The organism is Betaproteobacteria bacterium (genome assembly GCA_016194905.1).
GTDB lineage: Bacteria > Pseudomonadota > Gammaproteobacteria > Burkholderiales > JACQAP01 > JACQAP01.
This window is the reverse complement of record JACQAP010000015.1, coordinates 68,862-84,688: the sequence shown is the minus strand read 5'-3', so window position 1 is coordinate 84,688 and position 15,827 is coordinate 68,862. Positions and strand designations below refer to the sequence as shown.

20 protein-coding genes are annotated in these 15,827 nt (G+C 57.6%); 2 read left to right on the top strand and 18 right to left on the bottom strand.

The genetic code is table 11. The features are described 5' to 3' along the window. Positions 1-69: 69 nt before the first annotated feature. Positions 70-699, bottom strand: a complete 630-nt coding sequence (locus tag HY067_09665) for an SOS response-associated peptidase family protein (protein ID MBI3528225.1) — start codon at positions 697-699, stop codon at positions 70-72. A gap of 122 nt (positions 700-821) precedes the next feature. Between HY067_09665 and HY067_09660 the strand changes: the two genes are divergently transcribed. Further along, positions 822-1,589, top strand: coding sequence for a hypothetical protein (locus HY067_09660; protein MBI3528224.1), 768 nt, complete (start codon positions 822-824; stop codon positions 1,587-1,589). A 56-nt stretch (positions 1,590-1,645) separates the two neighbouring features. Further along, positions 1,646-2,308 carry a hypothetical protein gene (locus HY067_09655; GenBank protein MBI3528223.1) on the top strand — a complete coding sequence of 221 codons (663 nt, stop codon included), beginning with the start codon at positions 1,646-1,648 and terminating at the stop codon, positions 2,306-2,308. A 158-nt stretch (positions 2,309-2,466) separates the two neighbouring features. Here HY067_09655 and HY067_09650 read toward each other — a convergent pair whose 3' ends face one another. From HY067_09650 to HY067_09570, 17 genes are all read right to left on the bottom strand, one after another. Then, on the bottom strand, positions 2,467-3,003 hold the full coding sequence (locus HY067_09650; protein MBI3528222.1) for a J domain-containing protein: 537 nt from the start codon (positions 3,001-3,003) through the stop codon (positions 2,467-2,469). Between the two features lie 9 nt (positions 3,004-3,012). Further along, complete coding sequence (sppA, locus tag HY067_09645) at positions 3,013-4,011, bottom strand: signal peptide peptidase SppA (GenBank protein ID MBI3528221.1); 999 nt, start codon at positions 4,009-4,011, stop codon at positions 3,013-3,015. A gap of 85 nt (positions 4,012-4,096) precedes the next feature. Next, positions 4,097-4,444: a hypothetical protein gene (locus tag HY067_09640; protein ID MBI3528220.1), complete on the bottom strand. Its 348-nt coding sequence runs from the start codon at positions 4,442-4,444 to the stop codon at positions 4,097-4,099. Positions 4,445-4,563: 119 nt separating this feature from the next. After that, complete coding sequence (locus HY067_09635) at positions 4,564-6,744, bottom strand: phage tail length tape measure family protein (protein ID MBI3528219.1); 2,181 nt, start codon at positions 6,742-6,744, stop codon at positions 4,564-4,566. After that, positions 6,741-6,953 carry a hypothetical protein gene (locus HY067_09630; protein MBI3528218.1) on the bottom strand — a complete coding sequence of 71 codons (213 nt, stop codon included), beginning with the start codon at positions 6,951-6,953 and terminating at the stop codon, positions 6,741-6,743. Before HY067_09630 ends, HY067_09635 begins: the two co-directional genes overlap by 4 nt. A gap of 113 nt (positions 6,954-7,066) precedes the next feature. Continuing rightward, positions 7,067-7,486 carry a hypothetical protein gene (locus HY067_09625; GenBank protein ID MBI3528217.1) on the bottom strand — a complete coding sequence of 140 codons (420 nt, stop codon included), beginning with the start codon at positions 7,484-7,486 and terminating at the stop codon, positions 7,067-7,069. After that, a complete protein-coding gene (locus HY067_09620) occupies positions 7,486-7,683 on the bottom strand; it encodes a hypothetical protein (protein ID MBI3528216.1) in 198 nt (65 codons plus the stop codon). Before HY067_09620 ends, HY067_09625 begins: the two co-directional genes overlap by 1 nt. Beyond that, a complete protein-coding gene (locus HY067_09615) occupies positions 7,680-8,060 on the bottom strand; it encodes a hypothetical protein (GenBank protein MBI3528215.1) in 381 nt (126 codons plus the stop codon). Before HY067_09615 ends, HY067_09620 begins: the two co-directional genes overlap by 4 nt. 168 nt (positions 8,061-8,228) lie before the next feature. After that, positions 8,229-8,972 carry a hypothetical protein gene (locus HY067_09610; protein MBI3528214.1) on the bottom strand — a complete coding sequence of 248 codons (744 nt, stop codon included), beginning with the start codon at positions 8,970-8,972 and terminating at the stop codon, positions 8,229-8,231. Between the two features lie 299 nt (positions 8,973-9,271). Next, positions 9,272-10,933: a hypothetical protein gene (locus HY067_09605; protein ID MBI3528213.1), complete on the bottom strand. Its 1,662-nt coding sequence runs from the start codon at positions 10,931-10,933 to the stop codon at positions 9,272-9,274. A gap of 262 nt (positions 10,934-11,195) precedes the next feature. Then, positions 11,196-11,387: a DNA-binding protein gene (locus tag HY067_09600; GenBank protein ID MBI3528212.1), complete on the bottom strand. Its 192-nt coding sequence runs from the start codon at positions 11,385-11,387 to the stop codon at positions 11,196-11,198. Between the two features lie 117 nt (positions 11,388-11,504). Next, positions 11,505-12,017 carry a hypothetical protein gene (locus HY067_09595; GenBank protein MBI3528211.1) on the bottom strand — a complete coding sequence of 171 codons (513 nt, stop codon included), beginning with the start codon at positions 12,015-12,017 and terminating at the stop codon, positions 11,505-11,507. 174 nt (positions 12,018-12,191) lie between these two features. Then, entirely contained in the window at positions 12,192-12,707 is a 516-nt protein-coding gene (locus HY067_09590; protein ID MBI3528210.1) for a hypothetical protein, read from the bottom strand. Positions 12,708-12,761: 54 nt separating this feature from the next. Further along, positions 12,762-13,250 (bottom strand): hypothetical protein, encoded by a 489-nt coding sequence (locus tag HY067_09585; protein ID MBI3528209.1) that lies wholly within the window; start codon positions 13,248-13,250, stop codon positions 12,762-12,764. A gap of 2 nt (positions 13,251-13,252) precedes the next feature. Beyond that, the gene (locus tag HY067_09580) at positions 13,253-13,573 is read right to left on the bottom strand and encodes a hypothetical protein (protein ID MBI3528208.1); all 321 of its coding nucleotides are present in this window, start codon (positions 13,571-13,573) and stop codon (positions 13,253-13,255) included. Then, a complete protein-coding gene (locus HY067_09575; protein MBI3528207.1) occupies positions 13,566-13,787 on the bottom strand; it encodes a hypothetical protein in 222 nt (73 codons plus the stop codon). The genes HY067_09580 and HY067_09575 overlap by 8 nt, the downstream gene beginning before the upstream one ends. Positions 13,788-14,613: 826 nt before the next feature. Continuing rightward, on the bottom strand, positions 14,614-15,819 hold the full coding sequence (locus HY067_09570) for a tyrosine-type recombinase/integrase (protein ID MBI3528206.1): 1,206 nt from the start codon (positions 15,817-15,819) through the stop codon (positions 14,614-14,616). Positions 15,820-15,827 lie beyond the last annotated feature (8 nt).

Here is a 15,827-nt window from a genome sequence, read left to right as displayed (position 1 = left end):
CTACACAGAGCGGATCGCGGCACGAAGCGGCGCGGACTCGAAATCAGATGGTCAGCGGCGTTGCAATCACTACCTTGGCTTGCGTGCGCGTGAGGGCAGGGGCGCAGGGAAGGCATCGAACGGGCCCTGCCACTGTTTGAAAAACGACTTCGCCTCGGCCGGTGTGCATTGCAGCCAGCGATCGTAGTCCGCGGGATCCAGTATGGTGACCATCCGCTTTTCCTCGCCGGGCTTGTGCATGCGCTGATAAACCGGATGGCCGTCAGCGTTGACAGTAATCATTGCAAAGCTCCATACGCTGCGGCCATCGGGGTTATGCCAGTTGGCATAGACGCCGGCGATGCCCATCGGCACGGCGCCCGGTTGCTGAATGCACCAGCGGACCGCCTCGCCAGTCTCATAGTTCGGCTCATAGACGGCTTCGACGGGAATGATGCATCGGCGACCGTGCGCCCACGACTCCTTAAAACTTGGCAGCTTGTTGACAGTCTCTGACCTGGCGTTGTAGGTCTTGCGACCATAGGCCAGTTCCTTGGCGAAGTGCGGGAGCAGACCGAACAGACCGTCGTCGATGACTTTGTTGCCCGAGCCATCCTCATGCAGGCGGATGAACGGGGCCACGCCAAGGGGCCAGGTTTCCTCCGGGATCGGCGCAACTCGCTCGCGCTCGACGCCAAAGAACGTAAGCAGGCGGTCCATGCGGGTAACGGGACGGTAGTTGGAGCACGTCGCCGAGCAAGTACACGGCCTCCCTCAAGGCAGAGATCTGATCGAGCCGTTCGAGAACCCCGCTTAGAGGTTGACGATGGTACCCTAATGGCATGAAGCCACTACGCTTACTGATGGGAGACGCTCTGCTCCAGCGCGCGCAAGAGCTTGGCGTGAGCATTGATGGCGATCAGCCCATCAACACTGTCAACGGCACCATTTATGCTCAAGCGCCGGAAAAAGAGATCCAGCGCCGAGTCATAGAAGCGGAGCGCCATCTTCGTGAGCGCCGCCTTTTCATTTTTACTACCGCTGCAGCGTGCGCTTCGGTTCTCGCCGCCGCGGCCGCTGTCGGCAGCATGTTTGCCGTAGTTCGAAACGGCAGTCAGCAAACCGAGAATGCGCGTCGTTTGCTCTCGGTCCAACTGGCGCAGCACTTTGATGAGCGTTTCGATTCGGCACCAATGCGACGGAAAAGACAGGGACTCGCGATATCGCTACTCAATCATGCAGATCCACCTACCGATGATGTGATCGATATGTTCGAAACAATGGCGTACTACGTGCGCCAGGGGACGATCGACCGGGAGGCGATCTACAATGATTTCGGATACACGATTACCCACTACTGGCCGGCAGTGAAAACCTATGTCGAGACGACGCGCGTTGGACCGGATAGCGATCCCTTCTACTATGAACACTTCGAATGGCTGAATGGCGCGCTGTTGCAAGACGCTGCGCGTCGGCGTCATCAGAGCATTTTGCAAGTCACGCCGAGCACAGAAGACGTGGGCAACTTTTTACGGGACGAGGCCGACTTGCTTCAGCCTCCGAAACCGCGTGCGCCAGGCAAACAACGAAAATCAACAAAAATTCGATGATCGCCTTATGAACGGCCGTCTAGCCTGAGGTATTTAAATCGTATAGCGAGGCCCAAATGGAAGCCCCCGATATGCAGGAAGGCTCTTTGCAAAAGCAGCGGCGCAATCTCATTATCACCTGCATCCTGATGCTTTTGTACTACGTCGGCGGCGGAAGTTTTGGTTCGCCGAACGATGCCGAATTTGATATCTCTGGCGGGAAGTTTCATCTTGCCAATCCACAGGTCATCATAGCGTTCGGCTGGATAATCTTGTTGTACTTCACATGGCGGTATTGGCTATATGCCAAGGATCAGCATCGGCTCGCTCATGACGCCTATTTCCTAATCTATCGGCAAGATCTCTCTCTAATTAAATTCCTCGAAGCCGAGACCAAATCGAAATTGCCAATGCCACTTCATCAGGCGCTCGACGTGAATTCTGAAACGGCTGATCGCATAAAGCTCCCGCCACTTAGTTTTTCAGTCGACAGGATCGGCAATTTCAAATATAAGGCGCAAATGTTCTATGCCTTGGAAAATGACAACGGTGATCTTCAGCGAATCAGAAATACTCCGCTTGAGATCGAGATTGCGTTTTATCGCGTAGTTCCACTATTGATCAAAAGCTATATCGCTTTCGCATTGAGCAAGCAAGAATTTTCTGATCTTCTTGTGCCATACATCGTTGCCACTTTCACCATAATGGTCTGCGGATATTTACAGCTATTCTGCCGATAGAAGAAGAGGAGCGAGGCAGCGACCTAGGTCGCGTTTCCCTCTTTTATTCTCCGTGTCCCCCTCCTCTACATAGCGGAATAGCCCCATCACGGCGCCGCGCCCGATAAGCCAGCCGAGCGTCTGAGTTGTGCTTTCGACGTCGTCATCGTGGTTCCCTTTCACGATAGCGCCCCTTGCGCCTGGTCCCAGGCCTCCGGATGATGGAACGATCGCAGCGATTTGTAGAGGCGCCCTACTTCCTCGAGCGTTGTCTTCTCGCCGACGCCGAGCACATTGCGCCAATTGCGCGCGCTGGTTTGCCCTGGCGCAGGCAGGGACTTGAAGCCGGTGAACGTGGCGCGCACGATCGCAAGGCCGCCGTGGCGCAGCTCGGTGCGGCGCGCCTCGATAATGTGATGGATGGCCTGCAGGTTCGCCTCGACCTTGGCGTATCGATCGACAGGGATGCAGACCTGCAGCCCGTCCCAGGCAAACCACACGGCAACGCCGGGATCCGGCGGCCGCTCTTGACCCAGCGATACGTTCGAGCTGATCACCAGCTGCTCGATCTTCTTGCCGCTATCGGCTGCAAACCGCCGCAGGCTGTCATTGACGTTCTTCAGCGCGCCGGCGAGGCTCGTCTTGAAGGCCCCGTCGACGCGGCCCTTGCTCCGTGGGAAGGTCTCTGGCCAAGTCAGCGGGTAGGCTTCAATCATCGCGCGGACTCACCCGAGCTCGAGCAGCCGCAAGGTTCTCCGGGCGGCCTCCAAACGCGTAAAGGGCCGACCGCCCCCCGTTTGACGCGCCGGCGCACCGCCATTCGGCGCCGAGCCGCCTGCTTCCAGAATTCTCAGCTCGCGCTCAGACGCCGCAAGGCGCGATTGGCTACCTCGCTTGCTGCCAAGAGCAGCCGACGACGTCACGACCTGCTCAAGAGTCGCGATTCGGTCTACCAGGTTTGCTCGAAGCGCGGCCTGGGCACCGAGCACACGGCCTTGGCCATAGCCTTCCCTGACAGCGGTCTGCGTTGCCCCGCGGTTGGCCGCCACGGCCTTTACGAACATCCCGTAGTACTCATCGACGCGCGACTGCAAAAAGCGCTTCGCATCATCGCTGAGCGGTTGATAAGGGTTTGCCTCGGTCTTGTATTTTCCCGAGCTGATCACGGTGAATTGGAGGCCGGCCTGCTTCAGCATCTCGGAATGGTCCACGTGTGCCATGAACACGCCGATCGAGCCCACTTCGCCGCCCGGTGTTACGACGATTTCGTCGGCTGCAGACGCGAGCCAGTAGGCCGCGCTCGCAGCCAGGGAGTTGGCCACCGCGATCAGTGTTTTCTTGCCGCGTACGGTGGCAATGTTATCGATCAGCTCGGCGACGCCGTACACGCTCCCTCCAGGTGAATCTATATCGAGGACGATCGTGCTGACAGTATCGTCGACGGCGAGTTGCCGCAGCAGGGATCCTAGTGCCGCGGTAGAAACACTGCCACCGCCAAACATGGCGTCGAAAATGTCTCCGCGCTGGGTCATGACACCGTGGACCGGAACGATCGCCGTCTTCCCGACCATTGCCGTATTACGCGCCGCGCGCGCGGCTTCGCGGCCGGTGGCCGTTTCACCCGAGGCCTGCTTGACCATCTGCAAGGTGAGCGATTCGAGGGCCTCGGGCAACATGGCCCAAGGCTGAGAGAGGAAGTCCGATAATGTGGTGGGGGTTTTCATATCACTCCTTTGGGGTGTTGGGTGCACGCATGTGCATTGGCTTCGCGGATTTCATTATTTGCCGCGTATGCTTCTCTGCTCTCGTTCATCGGCATTCTCCATGTAGCCTAAGGAGCTCCAACTCTAGCTTGGCGAACTCAAAGAGCGTGGCGGCGTGTTCCGTCTTCAAAACGGCAGTTATCTCCGCTGCCTGCTGTTGCAGCGCTTCGTGTATGGCATCAACTTGCGCAGCACTCAGTGGCGAAGGGACTGCGTACTGGAGTTCCATGCTGAACGGCTTGCCGAGCGCATCCCATCGCGCACGTAGCTTCGGCAGCAGATCCGCAGCCTCTTCCGGTGAAGCGCCCAAGGCGGACAAGAAGTCCGACAACCCCACGGCCACGCCTTGCCATTGACGCTCGTCTTTCTCGGGAAACTGGTAAATTGTGCCCATCACGCCTCAGCTTTCTTTCATGGCGTCGATCACGATCAGGAACCAGGAATCGTTAAGGGAAAAATCGGAGCGTGGGTTTTCAGGAAACTGCAGAACGGTCATCTTTTTCTCCTCCTCGGTTATCCCTTGGCCATGCCGATGATCTTGGCCAACGGGCCGCCGCGCACAAGCTCGGCCCCTACTGCAACCAGTGATCTCCGTTCAATCGAACCGTGCAACGCGATGATCGTGGACTCGAGCCTGGCGATAGCGCCGGGGTCTGCGCCACTTGCATCGATGTAATACGTATCGCCGCCACCGGCCGGCGCCCTGCTCTGCTGGCCAGGCGTCTGAATGGTGACGCGCTCACCCGGCGTGGCCATGAAGTGCACGGGCTGGCTATCCGTACTACCCGATCCGCCGACCATAAAGCTGCCTCCTGTGGCGAATCCATCGGATTGACCGGCGGGCACCTGCGAGCCTGTGCCGCCCGTCAACGCTCTCCACGCATCGGCGAAGGCACCATTGCCCGCTAACATCGCGGACAATGGCGCGATCACCGATTGCTGCATACGGATGCGGATGAGGTCGCTGACAATTGAATCGGCCAGGCTGCGGAAATCCAGCTTGCCGGTCTTGGTGAAATTGACCAGCGCGTCTTCCATCGACTTGAAGGAATTGACGACCAGCCCGCGCGCCTGTGCCGCGCTGTCAGAGGCGGTCCTATAGACCTCAGCCAAGCCCGACGTAATACCGACCAGGAAGCCGCTCTGTCGCGTGTATGCTTCCGCTTCGATATCGAGCACGTTCTTCTGATGATCTTTATCGAGCTGCAATAGCTTCTTCTGCCAGAACGCGCGATTGCTGTAATCCTCCATATAGCGCTCATGCAGGAGTTGCTGCTTTTCGATCCAGTCCTGGTCTTCGATTTCGCGTTGCGAGCGCATCCCATCGAGGATTTGCACCAGGCGATCCCTTTTCTGCGTCCCATCGAGGACGCCAAGACGCCGGTTTTCCTCTTCCTGGAATGTGAAGTTCATGTCGCTCGCAGCAGCACGCTGATTCTGTACCGCCTGGGCCGAGGACCTGCCGAGTTCCTCAGCCAGTGTTTCGAATTCGCGGCTTTCCTTGAGCTGGGCGTCGACATAGTCCGCCAGCATTTCCTGCGCGGCCGACTTCTGCTTGATGGCGGCCGCGGCATAGGCGTCGCTCAGTTCGTCCGCCAGCGGAATCAGCTCTTTCATGAGCTTCTTCTGCGCTTCGGCGCGGGCCTGAGCCTCCTCCGCCTTCTGCGCATTCGCGGCCCGGCCGCGCGCGATGACTTCGGCCACCGTCATGCTGTTCTGTTCCTCCGGCACGATGGAGGGGCGCAGTCCCGGCGGCAGCTTGCGCACGTCGTTGACGGTGAGTCCCGAACCCTGAAGCGCCTTCAGCGGATCGCCAGCCGGGGCCTGTAGCAACGGCTGCAGCTTGCCGCCGTTGTAGAGCGGGTTTTTCTCGAAAGCCTTGTTCTGTTTGATGATGGCCTCGGTGACAGCGTCAAGGCCATCGGCGATCAAATGCAGGCCATTGACGACGACGATCTGCACCGGACCTGTCTTGCCAACACCCTTCAGGAACTCATCCCAGGCCTTGGTGGCCGCCGTGGTGGCGCCCAGAAGGCCGGTATTCATCGCACTGGCAACGCCTCCGATATGTCCCTCGATCTTCTTTAGAATAACTGCCGCCGCATCCTCTACGCGCCCCTGATCAATAAAATTTTGGATTGAATCCTTCTGCGTCTGCGACAGGTTGCCGAACTCCTTGCCCAGCGCCTTGACGCCGTTGATGGGATCGGCCATCGCTCTGCCGATAAGCTGCGATGCTTCGACCATGTTGTGTCCCGAATACTGCGCATAGTCGGTGGTATCCTTAAGCGCGCGGTCGAACATTTCACTATGCAGGTGCCCGAATTTCAGCAAATTGGCCTGTGCGTTTTGGATGCCCGTAATATCGAAGGTTGTCGACTTCGACAGGGTTTCGGCCATCTTGTCGATCTGTTCGCGCGTATAACCGGACGTATCGCCGGTGGCGCGAATCACAGCATTGAGCCTGTTGCTGGATTGCTCCGCCAAACTCGCGGCTTTCACCGATTCCTTGAACAGTTCGGACACGCCTACTCCGCCGAGTATGGCTTCGAATGCCGTCGCCGCCTTCCCCAAGGATTCCACGAAATCGTGCGAGGCCTTGCTCACTACCCTCGTGGCGCTCTCCATATCCTGCTGCAGGCGCGCGACGTTGGCGGACATTTCCACGACCAGGGTGCCAACTTGAATGCTCATTCTTTCGTCTCCTGTTTAATGCAAATATCAGATCCGCAATCGTCTCCCGCATCGATCGATTCACCCTTCGCTGCCGCTTCGTCCGCGGCGAACTGGAGATGCAGTTTGCTTATCTTCCTTTGCAGCTCGGCTCCGATGCGCAGGGCCTCTCGATTCTTTTCAAGAACTACTTCGCGCAGCTGCTCGACCTCATTGACCAAGGTCTGCATCAAGCAGATATCCTGCAAAATGTCCGGCGGGATCCCGCTGGAGGGGCCAGCGGCCAAAGCTGTCGCCGGTAGTTGGATAGAGCGCGACCTGCCTCTCGCAGTGCGTCGGGTACTCATGCGCCACTCCTCATCGAAATTGACTCCAATTTTTCCGCTTCTACTACGTCGGCAAAGCGCAGACCCAGGACTGCCATGCCCCTTTGGGCGTCCGAGAGGAAGAAGTGGGCTCTTCTATTTTTTTCTCGAGATGCCTTGCGCAGCTCCGCGGCTTTGATCTTTAGGCTGCGCTCGCGCCTCGCCGCCGCTTCCGCAACATCGAATCCCGGGCCCGCGCCAAGGCCGGCGAGGCGTTTCTCGATATCCACATGAACGCGATGTGCTGCTTTGTTCTTTTCCCTGGCAACATCGCGCAAACGCGCCGCCTCGTCTTTCAGGGCGCGCGCCTTGCCGAGGTCCTGCAGGACGATCGCAAGCACATCTGCGAGCGATCGAAGGGGCGCGCCGTGCCTGCTCGAGTGTTCTGGGCCGGGCATCACGCGTCCCCCTGCAGGATGGCCGCGAGTTCATTGAGGGCACGCTGTGCCAGATGGGTTTCGATCAGGCCCCTGGCCAGGCCGAGCGTGACACCAGCGATGTTATCCAGATGCGCTGACTGCGGATCCGCAACCAGGGTTTTCGCGGTTATTTGGAGTGAGCGACACCTGTCTCGCGTATTGCGCTGGGTACTCATGCGCCATCCCTTGTCCGCAATGAATCGGAAAATCCCGCGACCAGACCCGTAGCGAATAACTCGGCCTCTCGCTTCAATGTGAGATCGATCATGTCCCTGGCGAGATCCAAGACCACCGTTCCGACCCGATCGACGTGCCCCGTATTGACGTCCTTCGCGGTCCAGAGGAGAGAGAACACGAGGTTGCACATTTCCTCACGAGGCAACGCCGGCAGCTGCGCCGCGGCCTGGCGCTTATCGTATCCCTGGCGACGGTGCTCCTCGGTTGTCAGGGCGGCGCGTATAACGGCCCCGAATGCCGGATATTTTCGGGACCACTTTCCCGTCAGTTTGTACAGGACCGCAAGTTCCTTGTCCTGCAGATCAGCGAAATTCATAAGAGGTACCCTGTCGATATTGAGGGAGGGATATAGGGGGGGGCATAAATTCGCGGGCATAAAAATCTGGTTAGCAGCGCGGTCGAGGAAAGGAAATGTTTGAAGATTTGGACCGCCCCTCCCCCATAGCCGCTTACTGCTTGCTTGCCGCCCCTCCACCATAGCCGCTTACTGCTTGCTTGCCTCTATGCTTGGCATAAGACTCAGGCGAAGCTTGGTCAGCGGCACGTCTGGCGCCAATACTTCACCGTTCATCAGACGCGGAGGCTTGAGCTCGAACTGACGGAGCGGCTTCTCCAGTTTGCTGCCCATTGTTTGTAGTCGCTCCGTCACTTCAGCGCTTGTAAGAGCTTCCAGCTCCCAGTCCCACAAAACATTCTTGTTTTTTTCCAAGATCAGCCGAAGACTCGTGACTTCCTTCACGTTGCTGATCTCGATGCTTCTCACCTCTCCAGTTTCGTAATTTTTTTGTCGAAGGGTCCCGAACTCCATGCGCGAAATAAGTTCGTCCCGCAAACAATCGAGGAAGAAACGATAGTCGGCCAGCCGATGATCTGCGCCTTCACGCAGTTTAAGAACGATCTCCCGAGTTGCCTCACCCTCTTTTAGCTCCATGCCGTAGGCGCCCATAGCGGCCTCTTGGCATTCGTCATTGCACTGTTTCAGCCGGTCTTTGGCAGTCTGCAGGTCGATCGCCGCTTTTTCTGCGCGCTTTAGGGCATTGCGTCGACGCTCCTCAAATATCCCCGGGATGGCCTGAAGGTGCGTAACAAGCCCTTGGCGAGTCCTGACTTCTTTGGCTTCATAGTCTGCGAACGCCTTTTCCGAGAGGGGCGAACCCAATATCGCCTCGACCTTTCGGCGAATTGACTGGGATACAGGCAGTTTTTCGAAGTCCTTCTGATTGCTCATGCTTCAACTCCTATCGTGCGTTGATGAGGCTCGCCGGTTGCTACGGCGGGAGATGGTAAATCGGGGGAGTGCACACATATTCACGCGCCTGCCCTTAACCCGAGCTGCGTGGTTAAAAGGCGGAGCGACCGAGGCCTGCGCTAACAGACCTCGGCCACCCCGAAGCCGCCGGTCACGGCCGATGGCGCCGGGGGTTTGAGGGTTTACGGGGGTCACTGCCTTACAGCTATCTATATATTGCATATGCATGCAATTTTTCGCGTATAGATAGAGGGATACCCCCATAACAAACGAAACATTCAAAATGGAGCCTCCCGAGTAGGGTCTGCGATTACCTTCCACAGCACTTGCCCCGACTTGATGCCCGCCCGCCGGAAGCTAAGGCCGTCGTGGATCCGGTTTTCGTGCCTGGCAAGCCATCGGCCAAACCGCCGGCCGTTGATCGAACCGTGATCGCTTGCAATCGCCATCACCGCGACCTTCAGCTCCTCGTTCTGTAGATCGCAGCACTCGATGACCTGGTCAACTTTGGCGGCATCGCCATTGAAGACCTTGTACCAGGCGGTGAGTACGGCGGAATGCTCCAGGCGCGCAGGGTCTTCGAGCTCAAGTCTGTCCAGCGACTTACAAGGGTCCGGGAGCCCAGCCCAGACGATTGCGGCGCGGACCAGATTGGACCATTCTTCAAAACGGCCCCAGGGAGCCACCAGATCGGCCGGAGACACACCGCTGGAAAGGAAGCCACGCATGATCGTCAGCGCAGCCGCAACCAGCTCCGCACGATGCGCAACGACGTGTTCGTGAATATCTGTCGTGAACGATCGGCGCTCGGGATGCTCGGTCTTCGGATCCAGTCGGACCAGGAGGGTGCGGGTTGTCAGATCGCCGGCAATCACCAGGTTGTTGCCGGTCGCCAGGAAGAGGACGCAAGTCGGAACGGATACTGTCCCAGTCTTGCCAAGTGGCCGCCCCCTGAATGTCTCGGCAGTCAGGATCGAACACAAGGCATCGGAATTGATCGGCCGCTCGACGTTGTCGATAAGAACAACGGGATCTCCGTCCATCAGGACGCTCAACAGTAATTTCTGCTCTTCGCTTGGATCCTGCGAATGCTGCACAACCGCCGGCGCGCGGCCTGTGGCAATCCACGACGGCAGACTCATGATCAACGTTTTGCCCGACGCCATGACAGGCGCGGTCGACGCGATCAACGGCGCGCTGCGCAGTCGGCAACGAACCAGGGCGGTAAGGATCGCGCTAAGCGCTACGGAATAGTCGTGTGCCTCTTCGAACGGAAAGTCTGACAGCATCTCGGCAAACGCATTCAGCGCGGCTTTAATCTGATGCGCCGAGGGTTCGTGTGGAATGACGGGGAAATCTTGGTTCCCGCTATTGAAGAGCAGTCCGGTCGCAGCGTCGTAGCCTGGTGCCTGCAGGATGCTGCCATCCGGCCGGATCGTGGGAGCCTCGATTGTTGCTACGAGAGGCGGCAGGTGCCAATTGCCGCCGCGGGATAGATAGGTCCGGGCGACGATTTCCGGACAGACGATTTTTCGAAATCCCTGCTCGCGTTTATCGAATCGCACCCAGTCGGCGCGTTGCGTGAAAGATTCGCGGATATGCGCGACATCCACCGTAACGATTCCGAGCGCGCCATCGCTCCTCGATACCCCGCGTGCAGTAATCGCCGGCCGGCGCACGACGCGCACGGGGAGTCCCCCTCGTTGATAGAGAGATGGATCTCCTGGATGACTCAGCATCGCCGCCTCGGCGAGGTCGACCACTTGCGGGAGGAGATGCTCGCTCCATTCGATCTGGGGCCACTTGCCTTCGACGATCGCCTGACGGAACGCGCCGACAGAAGCATCAAATATATCGGAGTTGCTGGTCGCATTGAGGCCAGCGCCGGCCACGCCGATTGCTCCGGACTCCGCGGATATTTTTGCAACGGGATCGGCCATTGATGAGTCACGCTCGATGCGGACCGCTAGCGGCTTCGGCGATTCGTTTGAGATCACCTCTCACCGTCTCGACAGGCCAGGCGTTTAATTTGGCCGTCAACTTGAATGGCGGCGAGATGCGGCCGCTTTTCCTCATGCGCCAAATCGTTTGATTGCTAATGCCTCCCAAGAGAAGGCAATACGCGTGCTGAAGAATGTAACCTTCGGTGGGCAACGTCACAACTTCAGCCGGGACCTGCGCAGAACGAATGGGCGCGCCCATTCAGGCGACCATCCGGCGAGCATCGAGCCAGGCGTTGAACTCATCTACATCTAGGTAGATGCGCCGTCCCATTCGGACAATCGCATTGTCGAGGCCGTTTGATCTGGCCTCTTGGATATACGACCTGATTGCAGCTTCGCTCATCGCGGGAGTCGCGATCTGGCGAATGGTACGGAGTTTTGAGTAATCCATGCATGCCCCCATTAATCTGAACGCGGGACCATGATGGCGCGACGATTGAAAACCTCCAGCACGTAAATTTCCGAAATTCGCGGAAATGCACTGGAAATGCTTGTTGCAGCGACAGATTTACGGCTTTAAGAGCTTTTCGGTCTCGTAATAATATTTCTTGACGGTAGGCGCTCCGAGCTTCAGCTCCTTCGCCACCTTCTCAAATAACTTTGGACCGATCGCGAGTTTGGAGTTGTTGTTGCGTTCCCGAATAACCGTAGTCCACACCAGAAGCCGCCACTTTTCTCCTAGCTTTAATTTCTGAATCTGCAAGCCTTTGCGAAATGGACGGCCAAATGCTTCGTCCCACGATTTCGCTTCATGATTCACGATCTTATCGAAACACTCCACGTACTTTTGAGCGAGCCACGGCGGCAGCACGATACCGTGAAATGAGCAAAATCGAATCGCCCAGAAAAGCGCAAACGAATCTCCTTGCTCGACACGTTTCTCGATCTCACTTACTTTTCTTGCCGCTTGCCATTGTGCCAATGGCCTCCTCGGATCGGTGATGCTTACACCGGGCTTCGCTATGTAGACGATGTCGGCGGCTTGAGCTTCGGCGTAAGTGCAATGTGGGTCGAATGACATGCAAGGCACCCTCCTTCCAGGGAGCGCCTTCAAAGAGAGAAGCTGAGCCAGGCGGGTGAAGGGGCCCGCTTTTTGGGAGCTACCCTAGGCTCAGAAAAATAACTATATCGCGATCGACGTGCGCCGGGTAAGTCGGGGTTTCGTATGACTGCATGGAACGGGACCTATATCGCGTCACTGAGTGCTATCGCCTTTGGTCTCGCGCAGCGTCTTCAGTAATTGTTCGGCAGATCGTCTCGAGGACGGCGCCGCACTTTCCAGCAATTCCTGCAGCGCCGTGCCTTCCTCGAACAATTTCGGATTCCGCAGCCGCGCGAAATCCGAGGTAACTACGGATTGGCAAAAATGCACAACGTTGACGAACTGCAACAACGATTCCGCCGCGTATAGGGCCTGCGTGCGGTTTTTGTCGCCCATCTCGCTTCCGACATCACGAACCAGGTCGCTGATGGCCGCCGCGCGGTTGAGGTAATCGAAGACTTCATTATCGACTTCGAAATTCATAGCCATCAAAACGTCGTTAATGAGGTTGATGGCCTCCTCGAGCGCCCAATCACCGACATCGATCTTGGCCACGCCGGCCGCAGCCAGGATGCCCGCGGCATTGTTGATGGCGATCGCGGCGGCGTTGAATGTTTCATAGTCTTTGAAACAGTCGCGGATGGGTTTCTGCGTAGATGATTCAGTCATGATCTATTTCTCCTTTGCGTATTGCGTTAACCATGCGATCCGGGTGTTAAATCATCAGCTGCTAAATTTTCCTCTTGCATACAGGTCGCCGAAGGGCAGCCACATCGCTTCGAGCAGGCGTTCGTAGGACAAGTACCCGCGCGCGCACGCCTCCACGAGGCGCCAGGCCTTCCCATTGTCATTCGTCAATCGAATGATCATCCGATGAAGCTTGGCGCGGTGTTCCGGGCGCTGACGCAGGAACCAGACTTCAAACTTGTAGGCTCTCGGATCCATGCCGGCGATCATGGCCCATCGTTCGGGTGTATCCGCATGCAATGGAAGTTCTAAGCCGACCAACCAGTCGAGCGAAACGTCGAGAGCCATTGCAAGCCTGGTCGCGTAAATTGCCGACCGAGGTTCCCGACCATCTACGAGCCATCGGCGCGCCGTGGTTCTAGTGATCACGCCCGCGGCGGCAATCCGACGTCCCTGGTTGCGAACAGAGACCACACCATCAAATTCGAGAACGCGCCTCAGTCTTGCGGCGAATGTGGAGTCCAAGGTCACCTCTCCGGGCCCGCTGAGCTGGAATTGCGGCACTTCTCTTCCCGCATCATTTTGACGGTCTCAAGCTCGTTGATCTGCCATACGAGATCGCTCTTGACGCCGGTCAGGACGGAGCAGATCGAAATCGGGGCCCCTGGAAAAACTTTTACATGACCGTGGGCCGCCGCGCTCTCCCCCGCAGGATAGAAGGCAGCGACGGCCAATCGCGCAACCTCGATGCGATCCGAAATTTTCGACAAGGTTTCGATTGCGTTGTCAAAGATCTCGTCCGCGCTCTCGTTGGGCAGCGCGCCCGCGATTAAATGGTTTTTATCCATGGTGCAGCTCCCGATTGGCGATTTTGGACAACGTAAGGACGGTCTCGAGCATTGAATCCGTCATCTGCTCAACGCAAATCGAAAGCGTTTCGCCATCTACGCCGTTCTCGTGTTGTTTCGCGAGTGCGTTCAGCGCGCGAAGCCCCTGGTCGAGCTTCATGCTGGCAATTTCTACCTCGCGGAGGCCGGACTTGATACGATTCTTCGTAGCCATGATGCAATCCCCCTATTCAGGTTGCGCTGTGGTCAGCCGGTCCAGGTGGTGAGTCACCTGTGGCCGGCGCTATGGAAGTGCACACGATCTACCCGGGCACCACGCCTTGCAGCAGGGAATTAGCAAACCAATTCTCCCTGTACCCGCCTAAGCAAGTCGATCCCAGCCCAGATAGCCAGGTACAACTGATTTTGTCGCGGCGAAACTTTTCCTGAGTCAAGCTCCGTCATCGCAAGATTGAGAATGCTGAGTCGCCATCGCAAATGGCGCAGGCCTCCAGATAACCCGTGAGATTTCATGGCTCAGCGCCCACTGATCATCTGAACTTAGCCCCGATCCGATCGCCTGGTTTAAAGGAAGGGAGGCCGAGTTGACCAAATCGAAGGCCTCACGCGGTTTGCGAGCGTTGCGTTTGCTAACATGCGTAGTAGCCATGATGCGAACCTCCTTTTCAGGTTACGTTGTGGTCAGCCGGTCCACGCGTTTCCGCGCGTGCGGCCGGCGCTTCAGCGTGCAGGCGTCTGCACGTTTTCTAACGTACTTTTAAGACAGGAATACATGCGCGGAAAAGATGAGCCACTAAATACCCCATCACTACATTGCCATCTTCAATTTTTCCTTTGAACCTCTCAATGGAATATGCATGGTGAAAAACAGTAGTATCAACGTCGCCATCGCAAATGGCGCAGGCCTCCAGATAACCCGTGAGATTTCATGGCTCAGCGCCCACTGATCATCTGAACTTAGCCCCGATCCGATTACGCAATTTGGCACTACGTCCATCACGTTTACCATTCCTACTCTCCTCAAAAAGAAAGGCTCGCTTTCATCCAGCTTTCCGCAAGCTGATTACTTTGTCGGCCGGCTGTTCACACCGGACCAGAAAATCGGCCCAGAGCGCCAGTGCCTTCCGGCGTTCCTCGAAATAGTCGCCACGATCGTAAACGTCCACCAGGCCGCCCAGGGTGTGATTTAGGCATTTCTCCGCGGTGATGATATCGACGCCGAGCTTGCCCAAATGCGTGCGCGCGGTGCGGCGCAGATCGTGAGGCGTGAACCTGGGCGAGTTCTTCAGCCGTTTTATTGCCTCGTTCAGAGTGTTCTGCGAGATCGCTTGCTTCGGGCTCTGGCCGGGAATGACCCAAGCGCTGTTGCCGGCCAGCGTAAGCAGCTCTTTGAACCAGTCCACCACGACGGGAGCAAGCGGAATGACGATCGGCTTGCCGTTCTTGGCGTTCTCTTCGGGGATGGTCCAGGCGCCGCGATCGAGGTCCAGGTGCTCCGGTCGTGACAGACGCAGTTCGACCTTGCGGACGCACGTCGCCAGGATGATTTTCACGGCGAGTGCATTTCTCGCGCCGATTCCCGACAAGTTCGCCAGGACAGTGCGCAGTTGATCTTCGCTCAGCGTGACGCCGGGGCGGATTGATTTCTTCTTACCAAGGATTGCGCGCAGTTTCAGCCCTGCGCAGGGATTGGACTTTGCCACTTGCTTGGCCACGCCGTGCGAAAAAATGACTGACGTGATCTCGAAGGCCCGTCGACCGGCAGAGTCAGATCGCTTGCCTACCTGCTCGGCCATCTGGACGATATGGCCGCCGCCTACCTCCTCGATCCGCAGATCGCCTATGCGCGGCAGGATGTCCCGTTTGAGGAACTGGCGAATGATCCTTTGCGTGTCCGGCGTCAAATCCGGAAGGGCTCGCGCATCGTAGTCGGCCGCGAGCTCTCGGAACGTCTTGGCGGCCTTAAGGGCGAGCTTGGAGCGGCGCCGGTCCGCAACCGGGTCAATGCCCTCGTTGATCCTGGCGCGTTCCTTGGTGGCTTTTTTCTGCGCTTCCTTGAGGCTGCAATCCGAATATTTCGAGATGGTCAGCCAGTGCGGCTTGCCGGCATGGCGATATCGAAGTTGCCAGGCCGCACCGGTGGCAGTGATTCGGAGCGATAGGCCGCTGCCATCGCCGACCGCGACCACAACAGGCTTGTTCTCCTTGAGCAGCGCTTGCAGCTTTTGCTCGTTCAGCTTCGCCATCGCGATTC

Bases quoted from the DNA above. Each gene is read 5' to 3' on its own strand.
- HY067_09640 (MBI3528220.1), bottom strand. From the start codon at position 4,444: ATGGGCACAATTTACCAGTTTCCCGAGAAAGACGAGCGTCAATGGCAA.
- HY067_09655 (MBI3528223.1), top strand. From the start codon at position 1,646: ATGGAAGCCCCCGATATGCAGGAAGGCTCTTTGCAAAAGCAGCGGCGC.
- HY067_09665 (MBI3528225.1), bottom strand. From the start codon at position 699: ATGGACCGCCTGCTTACGTTCTTTGGCGTCGAGCGCGAGCGAGTTGCG.
- HY067_09630 (MBI3528218.1), bottom strand. From the start codon at position 6,953: ATGCAGACCTTGGTCAATGAGGTCGAGCAGCTGCGCGAAGTAGTTCTT.
- sppA (MBI3528221.1), bottom strand. From the start codon at position 4,011: ATGAAAACCCCCACCACATTATCGGACTTCCTCTCTCAGCCTTGGGCC.
- HY067_09620 (MBI3528216.1), bottom strand. From the start codon at position 7,683: ATGAGTACCCAGCGCAATACGCGAGACAGGTGTCGCTCACTCCAAATA.
- HY067_09625 (MBI3528217.1), bottom strand. From the start codon at position 7,486: ATGCCCGGCCCAGAACACTCGAGCAGGCACGGCGCGCCCCTTCGATCG.
- HY067_09590 (MBI3528210.1), bottom strand. From the start codon at position 12,707: ATGACTGAATCATCTACGCAGAAACCCATCCGCGACTGTTTCAAAGAC.
- HY067_09605 (MBI3528213.1), bottom strand. From the start codon at position 10,933: ATGGCCGATCCCGTTGCAAAAATATCCGCGGAGTCCGGAGCAATCGGC.
- HY067_09650 (MBI3528222.1), bottom strand. From the start codon at position 3,003: ATGATTGAAGCCTACCCGCTGACTTGGCCAGAGACCTTCCCACGGAGC.
- HY067_09600 (MBI3528212.1), bottom strand. From the start codon at position 11,387: ATGGATTACTCAAAACTCCGTACCATTCGCCAGATCGCGACTCCCGCG.
- HY067_09615 (MBI3528215.1), bottom strand. From the start codon at position 8,060: ATGAATTTCGCTGATCTGCAGGACAAGGAACTTGCGGTCCTGTACAAA.
- HY067_09610 (MBI3528214.1), bottom strand. From the start codon at position 8,972: ATGAGCAATCAGAAGGACTTCGAAAAACTGCCTGTATCCCAGTCAATT.
- HY067_09580 (MBI3528208.1), bottom strand. From the start codon at position 13,573: ATGGATAAAAACCATTTAATCGCGGGCGCGCTGCCCAACGAGAGCGCG.
- HY067_09660 (MBI3528224.1), top strand. From the start codon at position 822: ATGAAGCCACTACGCTTACTGATGGGAGACGCTCTGCTCCAGCGCGCG.
- HY067_09635 (MBI3528219.1), bottom strand. From the start codon at position 6,744: ATGAGCATTCAAGTTGGCACCCTGGTCGTGGAAATGTCCGCCAACGTC.
- HY067_09595 (MBI3528211.1), bottom strand. From the start codon at position 12,017: ATGTCATTCGACCCACATTGCACTTACGCCGAAGCTCAAGCCGCCGAC.
- HY067_09575 (MBI3528207.1), bottom strand. From the start codon at position 13,787: ATGGCTACGAAGAATCGTATCAAGTCCGGCCTCCGCGAGGTAGAAATT.
- HY067_09570 (MBI3528206.1), bottom strand. From the start codon at position 15,819: ATGGCGAAGCTGAACGAGCAAAAGCTGCAAGCGCTGCTCAAGGAGAAC.